Origin of the sequence: Flavonifractor plautii ATCC 29863, from assembly GCF_000239295.1 — a bacterium.
Lineage (GTDB): Bacteria > Bacillota > Clostridia > Oscillospirales > Oscillospiraceae > Flavonifractor > Flavonifractor plautii.
Genome location: NZ_JH417817.1, coordinates 25438 through 34064, shown reverse-complemented (window position 1 = coordinate 34064; position 8627 = coordinate 25438). Strand labels below are relative to the sequence as shown.

The window sequence follows — 8627 nt, the reverse complement described above, 5'->3', positions numbered from 1 at the left end:
TTCACCGTCCAATATGTTTGACAAACCTACATTTCCCTCCTTTGCCCGCTGGTGCGGGCAAAGGAGGGACGGCCTGACACCGCCATGCCCTTACTGCCAGTCGGCAGGATAGACAAAGTAGGCGTAGCGGGTCCGGTTGGGGGTCTGGAAGTGAATGTGGCTTCCCTTGGGGATGTAGATGATATCGCCGGGGCCTCCGGACACCACACGGCCGTCGATCTCGATCTCCAGCGTGCCGTCCAGAACCAGGTCGTACTCATCATAGGTCAGGGTCCACTCGAAGCTGGTGTGATCCAGCTCCATGATGCCGCACCCCATACGGGGGGCTTCCTCCAGCGTGACCACGTCCTTGAGCTTGACGCCGTCCTGCTGGAAGGGCTCGCACTTGACGGTGCTGGTCTTGATGCCGATGATCCCGCTGGGATCGATGTGCTTTTCAAACTCGGGCTTGCTGCCCTTGCCCGCGGACTCCTCCAAAACCTTGGTGACAATCTCGCGGATGAGCTCTTCGCTTACATTCATGATAGATTCCTTGCCTTTCCGGTATTGGCCTTACTCGATTACTTGGAAATGGTCTGGATCTTGGAGAGCAGCTTGGGGGCCAGGAGGTTGGCCACAATCAGGGCGGTGACACCGGCCACCAGCTTACCAGCGATCATGGGGAAGATCATCTGGGCATCGTTGCCGGCGGCAAAGCCCAGGTGGTCGCCGAACACGAAGGCGGCGGATACGGCGAAGGCCACGTTCAGGATCTTGCCCTTGGGGTTCATCTCGCCCATGATGTTGAACATGGCGATGTTGTTGGCCAGGGTAGCCACCAGACCGGCGGAGCCCTTGTCATTCATGCCCAGGGCACCGCCCAGCTTGGACAGGGCGCCGCCGAAGGTACGGGTGATCCACTCCACCATGGGGAAGGCGCCGATCAGAACAATGCCGATCTGGCCGCAGACCAGCAGGCCGTTGTTCAGCGGGGTCATGCCCAGGTCGGGATCCACCGTGGACATCACGTCGAACACGGGGAACATGATGCCGGTGATCTGCTGGAACACGGCGATGGCGGTCAGGACAGTGATCACCACGGTGACGCCGGTGCCGAACTTGTTGAAGCCGTTGATCATGGGGCCGGGGGCGAACCACAGGCCGATGACGATCAGGGCGGCGATGACGATGACGGGCACCAGATTAATCAGGATGCGGCCGATGTCCATCTTATAGGGGGTCATGTTCATGACCAGGCCGCCCACGATGCAGCCGATGGGGATGGTGATCATACCGGCCAGGACGCCGGCGCCCAGGTAGGGGCGGTCTTCCTTCTTGATGATGCCCAGGGCCACAGGGATGGTAAACACGATGGTGGGGCCCATCATGGTGCCCAGGATCAGGCCGGCGAAGTTACCGATGGAGGGGTCGCTGGCCAGCTCCATGGCCAGAGGGTAGCCGCCCATGTCGCAGGCCAGGATGGTGGTGGCGAACATAGAGGCATCGGCGCCGATGGCGGTGTAGATGGGGGAGATGATGGGGCCCAGCACCATGGACAGCACGGGGGCCGCCGCATACACGCCGGCCATGGCGATGGCCAGGCCGCCGATGGCGTTGAAGCCGTCCTCAAACTTCTCGCCGTAGCCCAGCTTATTGCCGCGGATACGGTCAATGGCGCCCACAATCATGAAGATCATCATGATCAGCATGATGACGGAGTTGATGTTCAGTCCGGAAACCCAGGCTTTGATACTCTCAGTAAAAATACTGGGATCAGCAGCTGCGATCAGTTCGCTAAAATCCATTACTTACACTCCTTCTCTAACTCTCAAAACAGTTTGGGGGTTGAAGGTCTCTCTTCTCTTTGCGCTTACAGCAGGGACTGGAATACCTGCTGCGCGGGGCGCGGGATGACGGAGGTGCCCACCAGCAGCTCCGCGTCACGGGACGCGGCGGCCACGGCTTCACGCACCGCCCCCACATCCCCGGTCAGGGTGACAAAGCCCTTGCCGCCGATGGCGTATCCAATGCGCACCTCGATCAGGGTCACGTTGGCTGCCTTGGCGGCCACATCGGCGGCCGTAATGGCCGAGGCGATGGAATAGAACTCCAGCACGCCCACCGCGCCGCCTGCGGGGGGCTGGGTGGTCATGCTGATGGCCGGAATCAGTTGGGGATGGGCGTTGGGGAGCAGCAGCGTGTTGACCACGCTTTCGCCGCCCTGGCGGATGCCCTCGGCCATGGAGGCCTTGACGTCGCCGGTATCCCCTGCGATGATGATAATGTACTTGCCGGGACACACGGTAGAGGAACGGATGAGCTCCACCTGGGCTGCCTTTACCATAAAATCACTGGTCTCAATGCCCCGGGCAATACTGGTCAGCTCGACCATGCCGATGGCGTTTGCCATACCGTTCATACCTCCTTCCGGCAGAGCCTGGCGCCCGCCGGAGTGATTTCTGTCACCACGCCGTCGATGCTGGCGTGGATGTTGGCGCTCAGGCCGTCCGGGGCGGCCTGAGCCAGAAGCTCGCCCTTGGATACCGGGTCGCCCACGGCCTTGACAGGCACGGCGGGCTTGCCGATGTGCTGCTGGAACGGGATGAATACCGTCTCCGGCTCCAGGGGGATGCAGGTGTGGGCGTGCAGACCATAGTAGGCCGACAGGCCCAGCCGGGCCACCAGCCGGTCGGTGGGCGTCTTGCGCTCGTCCACAAACTCCCGGGCGTGGGGCTCCATGTTCCGGGGCACCTGAATGCCGCGCTTGCGCAGCTCGCCCTTGATGTAGCCGTTCACCTTGCGGGGAGACAGGCCCATGGGGCAGGCGAACATCTCGCACACGCCGCAGTCGCAGCAGTTGGCCGCGTCGCCGAAGGAGCGCAGATACTCCTCGTTGTCCTCGATGCTCCCCTCCCGCCACAGGTTGCGCATGACCAGGTTGGGGCGGATCTGGTGCCCGATGAGATAGCGGGGGCAGAGATCGGTACACATGCGGCACTGGATGCAGGCGCTCTTGGTCTGATGGCGGATGGTCTCCATCGGGAGCTGGGCCCGCCGGAACAGGTAGTGCTCCTTGGGCAGGACGATCAGGTTTCCGGTGGTCTTGGTGACCACGGCCGCCTCAATGGCGGCCCGGTCGGTGAGGGGCTTGCCCATCATGGGTCCGCCCACGATGAGGGCGTAGTCCGCTAAGTTGGGCCGGGCCTCCGCCACGCAGGCCGTGAGGGCCGTGCCCACCGGGACCTTTAGGAGAATGGGCTCCTTGACCTCGCCCACCACGGAGAGGTATTTCTCCGTCACCGGAGTTCCCTCCAGGGCATCCTGGATGTTGAGCAGGGTGCCTACGTTGTCCACGACGCAGCCCACGTCCAGGGGCAGCCCCCGCTCCGGGACGGAGCGGCCGGTCACCTGCTGCACCATGGTCTGCTCGTCGCCGGCCGGATAGAAGGTCTTCATCCGGAACAGCTCCACCTGGGCGCCGCTCCGGCGGATAGCCCCCTCCAGGGCCGTGATCTCCGCGTGGTACTTGCCCTTCAGGGCGATCACCGTGCGCTTCGCGCCCAGGTGCCCGGCCACCGCCACCGCGGCGGCCACCACCCGGTCGGGGAAGGTACGGCAGAGATATTTGTCGGTTTCGATCAGCGGTTCACACTCAGCCGCGTTGACCAGAAAGCACTCCGCCTTGGCTGAGAGCTTTACATGGGTGGGGAACCCGGCGCCTCCGGCGCCGACTACACCCGCAGCCTTGACCGCTTCGGTCAGATTCATGACGTATGACCATTCCTTTCGCGGAAGTTTCCGCCGGGCCGCCGCGGCGCCTCCCCGTCAGGGGAGCACGCTGCGGTCGATCTCCTGGTCGTCCACAATGCCGACCACAGTGGCGTCCACCGGGATGCTCATATCGCCGGCGGCGCTGCGGGCCGAGCTGCCTCCGACCACGAGCACGGTCTCCCCCACGCCGGCGCCGATGATATCGGCGGCCACGATGGGGGGCCGTTCCGCTTTTCCCGTCAGCACATCCAGCGGCTGAACCAGCAGCAGCTTCAGGCCAGCCAGTTTTTCTTCCTTACGGGTGGCCCAGATGTTGCCGATCACCTTTGCTACCTTCATAGCCTTGATCCATCCTTTTTCGGGTAATGGGGCTCAGGGCCCGGGGTCACTCCTGAACCAGCCGGATCCCGTGCTCCTTGGCGCAGTCCTTGGCCAGAGCCGTCAGGATGCACTTGGCGGGGACATGGATGCAGGTGACCTTTTCCGCCGCGGCGTCCCGGATGTCCCGCTCCGTGAGCACCCGCTTGGTCACATGGACCAGCTTCTCCTCACGAGCCGCGGGCATGGGGGCAGGGGCGGAGGGTTCCGCGGCCGCGGGCGCCTCCGCCGGAGCCGCCTCACAGGCCGCGCCGCCCAGCAGGAGTCCCTCCAGGTTGTGTTTGGAGCAGACCACCACGCCGGAGGTCAGGAGCAGATCCAGGCGCTCCTTCATCATGGCGTAGTAGGCCGCCGGGGCGGTGGAGGCGTAGCGGTAGAGCTCCACCTCCTCGGTGGGTATGTAGACCCGCTTGCCCGCCAGGATGGCCTGGGCGGCCAGACGGGTATAGGGGGTGTCGCACAGGCCCAGGGCCAGCTTGGCAAGGGCCTCGTTGGTGAGCCCGGTGAGCACGACCACGCCATAGGAATCCAACTCGGCCGGCTCACTCTGGAGGGAAGCGCAGTCCACACGGAACCGCGCCTTCAGCTTCTCGCACTTCAGCATGGCCCGGCAGGTGTCGTTCATCTCCTGGCTGAGCAGCAGCAGGCCCTCCCGGTCATCCCGGGACGCGGCGGCCGAAGCGGCCTCGCCCCCTTCCGCCTCCGCCAGCTTGGCGGCCACGCGGGCTACAATTTCATTGAGCAGCGTTTGTTCCATGGCTTCCCCTCCTTTCTGTTCGTGAATTTAAGGGGTTCATTCCAGGGTACAGTTCATGGCAATGCCTGTGGGGGTCACGAGGAAGGGGTTGGCCGGCTTAATGGTCCGGATTCCCGTCACCTTCTGGAAGATGTCCTCGATGCCCGTCAGGCAGCAGGTGCCACCGCAGAGGTAAATGGTGTCCGTGTGGGCCTTATCCACATAGCGGCTCACAATCGTGGCCATCTTTTCCACCACGGGGCGCACCACGGGGAGGATCTCCCGGTGGCGCTTGTAGTCCTGCTTGATGGCCTCCGCCTCCTCGAAGGAGACGTGATAGTTGCCCGACAGAACCAGGGTCAGATGGGTGCCGCCGGTGGGCTCATCCTCGATCTGCACCACCTTGCCCTCCTTTAATATAGCAAGGCCGGTGGTGCCGCCGCCGATGTCCACCACCACGCCGTCCTCAATCTGATAGATGGCGTTGGCGGCGCTGGGCTCGTCCAGGATGTTGGTCACCTCCAGGCCGGCGCCCTCCGCCACATACTGGTGGGTCTTGACACTGGATTCGGTGCCCGCGGGCATGGCGATGGCGCAGTTGACCAGCTCCGTGCCCAGGCGGGCCTCCAGCTTTTCCTTGAGCGACCGTACAATGCGCAGCGCGCCGGTGTAGTCCACCACCACGCCGTCCCGCAGAACCTGGGCCGCCTGCTTCTCGCAGGCCACGGGGTTGTTTTCCTCGTCCAGCACCACCAGCACAATGTAGGCGGTGCCCAGATCCACGCCCACCTTGAGCCGGCTTCCCACCGGCTTGAAGGTGGTTTTTTCGGATTCCTCCACACGGGCGAGGTAGTTGTTTACGCGGTCCAAGTCCATCATGTCGCTGGCGCTCCTTCTGTTGATTATCGGATGATCTTGCCGAGGGTAAAGCCGCTCACCAGAGCCGCGTTGGCCTCGTCCACGTCAATGTGCATCTTACAGCTAAATTCCGTGCTCACCCGGATGATGACATCCTGGAAAATCACGGGCCGCTCGCTCATCACGGCCACGGACACCCGCTGCTTGTCTTTCAGATCCAGCAGCTTGGAGTCCGGCGCGGTGACGTGGATGTGGTTGTGGGCGATGATCACGCCCTCCTTCAGCTCCAGCGTGCCGCAGGGGCCCTCAATGGTGATGGCCCCGGAGCCGGCCACGTCGCCGGACTCCCGGACGGGGGCCTTGACCCCCAGCTCCATGCAGTCGCTCTTGGACAGCTCCACCTGGGTGGCCTTGCGGGCCGGGCCAAGGACCGCCACGCGCTCCTTCCGGCCCTTGGGGCCCACCAGTGTGACCCGCTGCTCGGACAGGAACTGGCCCGGCTGAGAGAGCGGCCGCTTGGGCTCCAGCCTGGCGCCGGGCCCGAACAGCACCTCCACGTCGGCCTGCGACAGATGCACGTGCCGCGCGGAGACCTCCACCTCGACCAGTCCCGCCCGGTGGACCGCATCCATCACTGCGGATACGATTTGTTCCATATGCCTGTTCCTCCTCAGCGGTACTGGCCCGCCAGGTACATGCACATCATGATATGAATGGCGCTGGACAGGCGGTTGAGTTCCTCGATGATATCTTTCCGGGTGTATTTGTTGCCCACCCGGAAGGCCTCGGTCGCCGCCACCTCCGTCTCACGGACGGCGGCGCGGAGCTGGTTGAGCAGCGCATAATCCCTGCCCATGGTGTAATCGGGCAGCTGCATGTACTGCACGCCGAAGAACTTCTGCGGATTGTGGGAACGCTCCCGCAGCTCGGCGTGGGTGAGACCAATGATGGTCTCGTTCTTGAACGCCTCGTCCAGTGCATCACAGCGCATCATCTCCCGGAGGATGCCCAGGATGTTCCCCAGGTCGTCCACCAGCTTCTGGCAGCCGCCCTCGGCGATCTGGACCTGATCCAGCACCACCAGGGCCTGAAGGCTGTCCAGCTTGCCGCGGAAATGGATGCGGGGGTGATCCTTGGCCACCAGCACGTTGCCGAACAGCTGGGTCATATGCTCCGGCTTTTCCATGTAGTAGGCGCCGGTCTCATAGTCCACGTACTTGGGCTTGGGCGGCTCCGGGGCGCACATCACGGTCGGGACGACCGGCTGGGCGGCCGGGGCGGCCGCGGGGGCCGGCTCCGCCGGCTGCCCCCCTGCGGCCACTTTGATTTTGCGCTGCTGAAGATATTCCCGCGCCGCGGGCGTCAGTATTTTCCCCTCCGGGATGTAGTAGACCTCGGGCTGGGTGTTCCGCAGCTCCACCCGGAGGAAATCTTCTGTAATTGCCTTCACGCGCTCCACCCCTTCCTATGGTTGATGGGACACGGGCTACGCCCGTATCTTACTTCTCCAGGGAGGGCAGGATGGACTCCACCTCGTTGTGGGGGCGGGGAATGACGTGCACGGAGATCAGCTCGCCCACGCGCTCAGCCGCCGCCGCGCCCGCGTCGGTGGCCGCCTTGACCGCGCCCACGTCGCCGCGGACCATCACAGTCACCAGGCCGCCGCCCACGTGCTCCTTGCCGATCAGGGTGACGTTGGCCGCCTTGACCATGGCATCGGCCGCCTCGATGGAGGCCACGAGACCCTTGGTCTCGATCATACCCAGAGCTTGCATCATATTCATAACAGGGACACTCCTTTACTTGTTTGCGTCAGGCTGCCTCAGCCCAGGTGGGGCAGGATGGACTCCACTTCCTCGTGGGGACGGGGAATGACGTGCACGGAGATCAGCTCGCCCACGCGCTCAGCCGCCGCCGCGCCCGCGTCGGTGGCCGCCTTGACCGCGCCCACGTCGCCGCGGACCATCACAGTCACCAGGCCGCCGCCCACGTGCTCCTTGCCGATCAGGGTGACGTTGGCCGCCTTGACCATGGCATCGGCCGCCTCGATGGAGGCCACGAGACCCTTGGTCTCGATCATACCCAGAGCTTGCATCATATTCGCCATTTGTGATCCTTCCTTTCACAGGTAAACCGCGCTGTACGCGGATGAGATTGGGTTACAGCTTCTGGAGCTTACCGATGATCTGGCGGACGATGTCGTCCACATCGATGTTCTCCAGAGAGGGAGCCGTGCGGCAGACGCCGTCGGAGCAGTCCGGCACGGAGGCGCGGATCTCGTCCAGCTCCTTGAGGCCGTAGGCCACATACCGCAGGTTGAGCAGGTGCATGGGGCCCACGTTCTCCGAGGTGGCGGAGCCACCCACGGCGCCGCAGCCCAGGGTCAGGGCGGGCTGGAGGGCGGTGGTGCCGCCGATGCCGCCCAGGGCGCTGGGGGTGTTCACCATCACGCGGGAGGCGGGCACCCGGCGGGCGAAGTAGTCCACCATCTTATCGTCGTTGGTGTGCATGGAGAAGGTGTGGCCCGCGCCTTCGTAGTGGAGGATCTCACAGACCTTCTCGCACACCTTCTCGTAGTTCTCGGCGGTGTAGAAGGCCAGGATGGGCCCCAGCTTCTCGTTGGAATAGGGATGGCCGCGGCCCACGCCGGTCTCCTTGGCCACCAGCACGCGGGCGGTGGCGGGAACCTTCTCCAGGCCGGCCAGATTGGCGATGGTCTTCACGCTGCGGCCCACGATCTCGGGGTTCATGGTGCCATTGGCCCGCAGAATGAAGCGGCCCAGCTTCTCCCGCTCCTCGTCGTCCAGGAAGTAAGCCCCCTGGCGCTCCATCTCGGCCTTGACGGCGGGCACCATGTCATCGTCGCAGATGATGGACTGCTCGCTGGCGCAGATGGTGCCGTTGT

The 8627-nt window shown here is 64.1% G+C and carries 12 protein-coding genes; all 12 read right to left on the bottom strand.

Annotated features, from left to right (window positions below; translation table 11 throughout):
- Positions 1-90 precede the first annotated feature (90 nt).
- A complete protein-coding gene (locus HMPREF0372_RS13640) occupies positions 91-522 on the bottom strand; it encodes a cupin domain-containing protein (RefSeq protein ID WP_007493563.1) in 432 nt (143 codons plus the stop codon).
- A gap of 38 nt (positions 523-560) precedes the next feature.
- Positions 561-1784, bottom strand: coding sequence for an ethanolamine utilization protein EutH (locus tag HMPREF0372_RS13635; RefSeq protein ID WP_007493560.1), 1224 nt, complete (start codon positions 1782-1784; stop codon positions 561-563).
- A 65-nt stretch (positions 1785-1849) separates the two neighbouring features.
- The gene (locus HMPREF0372_RS13630; protein ID WP_009259301.1) at positions 1850-2389 is read right to left on the bottom strand and encodes a BMC domain-containing protein; all 540 of its coding nucleotides are present in this window, start codon (positions 2387-2389) and stop codon (positions 1850-1852) included.
- A 5-nt stretch (positions 2390-2394) separates the two neighbouring features.
- Positions 2395-3747: a 4Fe-4S dicluster domain-containing protein gene (locus tag HMPREF0372_RS13625; protein WP_007493556.1), complete on the bottom strand. Its 1353-nt coding sequence runs from the start codon at positions 3745-3747 to the stop codon at positions 2395-2397.
- A 57-nt stretch (positions 3748-3804) separates the two neighbouring features.
- Positions 3805-4089 (bottom strand): EutN/CcmL family microcompartment protein, encoded by a 285-nt coding sequence (locus HMPREF0372_RS13620; RefSeq protein ID WP_007493553.1) that lies wholly within the window; start codon positions 4087-4089, stop codon positions 3805-3807.
- 46 nt (positions 4090-4135) lie between these two features.
- Positions 4136-4885, bottom strand: a complete 750-nt coding sequence (locus tag HMPREF0372_RS13615; protein ID WP_007493552.1) for a hypothetical protein — start codon at positions 4883-4885, stop codon at positions 4136-4138.
- A 36-nt stretch (positions 4886-4921) separates the two neighbouring features.
- Positions 4922-5743, bottom strand: coding sequence for an ethanolamine utilization protein EutJ (gene eutJ, locus HMPREF0372_RS13610; protein WP_007493550.1), 822 nt, complete (start codon positions 5741-5743; stop codon positions 4922-4924).
- Between the two features lie 23 nt (positions 5744-5766).
- Positions 5767-6378 (bottom strand): phosphate propanoyltransferase, encoded by a 612-nt coding sequence (gene pduL, locus HMPREF0372_RS13605; protein WP_007493548.1) that lies wholly within the window; start codon positions 6376-6378, stop codon positions 5767-5769.
- Positions 6379-6392: 14 nt separating this feature from the next.
- Positions 6393-7172, bottom strand: a complete 780-nt coding sequence (locus HMPREF0372_RS13600) for an ATP-binding protein (RefSeq protein WP_039997578.1) — start codon at positions 7170-7172, stop codon at positions 6393-6395.
- A gap of 49 nt (positions 7173-7221) precedes the next feature.
- Complete coding sequence (gene eutM / locus HMPREF0372_RS13595) at positions 7222-7506, bottom strand: ethanolamine utilization microcompartment protein EutM (protein WP_007493545.1); 285 nt, start codon at positions 7504-7506, stop codon at positions 7222-7224.
- 38 nt (positions 7507-7544) lie between these two features.
- A complete protein-coding gene (gene eutM / locus HMPREF0372_RS13590) occupies positions 7545-7829 on the bottom strand; it encodes an ethanolamine utilization microcompartment protein EutM (RefSeq protein WP_007493543.1) in 285 nt (94 codons plus the stop codon).
- 52 nt (positions 7830-7881) lie between these two features.
- Positions 7882-8627: aldehyde dehydrogenase family protein (locus HMPREF0372_RS20795; protein WP_007493542.1), on the bottom strand; the 746-nt coding region annotated here is incomplete at its 5' end.

What these genes read in the sequence shown, in the direction of transcription:
- HMPREF0372_RS13640 (WP_007493563.1), bottom strand. Translation starts at nt 522, where the DNA reads ATGAATGTAAGCGAAGAGCTCATCCGCGAGATTGTCACCAAGGTTTTG.
- HMPREF0372_RS13635 (WP_007493560.1), bottom strand. Translation starts at nt 1,784, where the DNA reads ATGGATTTTAGCGAACTGATCGCAGCTGCTGATCCCAGTATTTTTACT.
- HMPREF0372_RS13630 (WP_009259301.1), bottom strand. Translation starts at nt 2,389, where the DNA reads ATGGCAAACGCCATCGGCATGGTCGAGCTGACCAGTATTGCCCGGGGC.
- HMPREF0372_RS13625 (WP_007493556.1), bottom strand. Translation starts at nt 3,747, where the DNA reads ATGAATCTGACCGAAGCGGTCAAGGCTGCGGGTGTAGTCGGCGCCGGA.
- HMPREF0372_RS13620 (WP_007493553.1), bottom strand. Translation starts at nt 4,089, where the DNA reads ATGAAGGTAGCAAAGGTGATCGGCAACATCTGGGCCACCCGTAAGGAA.
- HMPREF0372_RS13615 (WP_007493552.1), bottom strand. Translation starts at nt 4,885, where the DNA reads ATGGAACAAACGCTGCTCAATGAAATTGTAGCCCGCGTGGCCGCCAAG.
- eutJ (WP_007493550.1), bottom strand. Translation starts at nt 5,743, where the DNA reads ATGATGGACTTGGACCGCGTAAACAACTACCTCGCCCGTGTGGAGGAA.
- pduL (WP_007493548.1), bottom strand. Translation starts at nt 6,378, where the DNA reads ATGGAACAAATCGTATCCGCAGTGATGGATGCGGTCCACCGGGCGGGA.
- eutM (WP_007493545.1), bottom strand. Translation starts at nt 7,506, where the DNA reads ATGAATATGATGCAAGCTCTGGGTATGATCGAGACCAAGGGTCTCGTG.
- eutM (WP_007493543.1), bottom strand. Translation starts at nt 7,829, where the DNA reads ATGGCGAATATGATGCAAGCTCTGGGTATGATCGAGACCAAGGGTCTC.